Genomic DNA, 471 nt, shown 5'->3' on the forward strand with positions numbered 1-471 from the left:
CGTGAATCCCGCCGCCTCAAGCTCGCGGATATGGATCTGGTGCGAGATCTCCTCGTGCAGCGACAGTTCGGGGGTTTCCCAGACCTCGCGCGAGATGCGCAGGATCTGGTCGCGGATCGCCTCGACCGCGTCGCGGGCGGCGGCGGCCGATTCGGGGGCGGGGCCGGCGGGCGGCGCGTCCTGCGCCAGCGCCAGATCGGCCCCGACGGGCCACAGCGCCGCCGTTGCCAGCGAACTCAGCATCAGTGCGCGGCGGGACATCCCGACAGGCGGGGCAAGGGTCTGATCGTCATGCATCTTGGACCTCATCCAGGGTTTCGGCAGCGGCGCCGGATGGTTGTCGCCGGGACCAGAAGACAGGAAACCCGGCCCTGGCGCAACTGCCGAGCCGGCCCTGCGCCTCTGCGCGGGGCCTTTCCACTCAACTCAGCCCCCCCGCCGCGCCTTCGCGCGGTGGCGTCTCCCCTAGCT

1 protein-coding gene is annotated in these 471 nt (G+C 71.3%); it reads right to left on the bottom strand.

Features of this window, described 5'->3' with window-relative positions; all coding sequences use genetic code 11:
- A partial coding sequence (locus RGM2987_RS00045) for a hypothetical protein (RefSeq protein WP_245138086.1) occupies positions 1 to 297 on the bottom strand: 297 nt, incomplete at its 3' end.
- Positions 298 to 471 lie beyond the last annotated feature (174 nt).

It is taken from the genome of Pseudomonas sp. RGM2987 (assembly GCF_022952855.1).
Taxonomy (GTDB): domain Bacteria; phylum Pseudomonadota; class Gammaproteobacteria; order Pseudomonadales; family Pseudomonadaceae; genus Aquipseudomonas.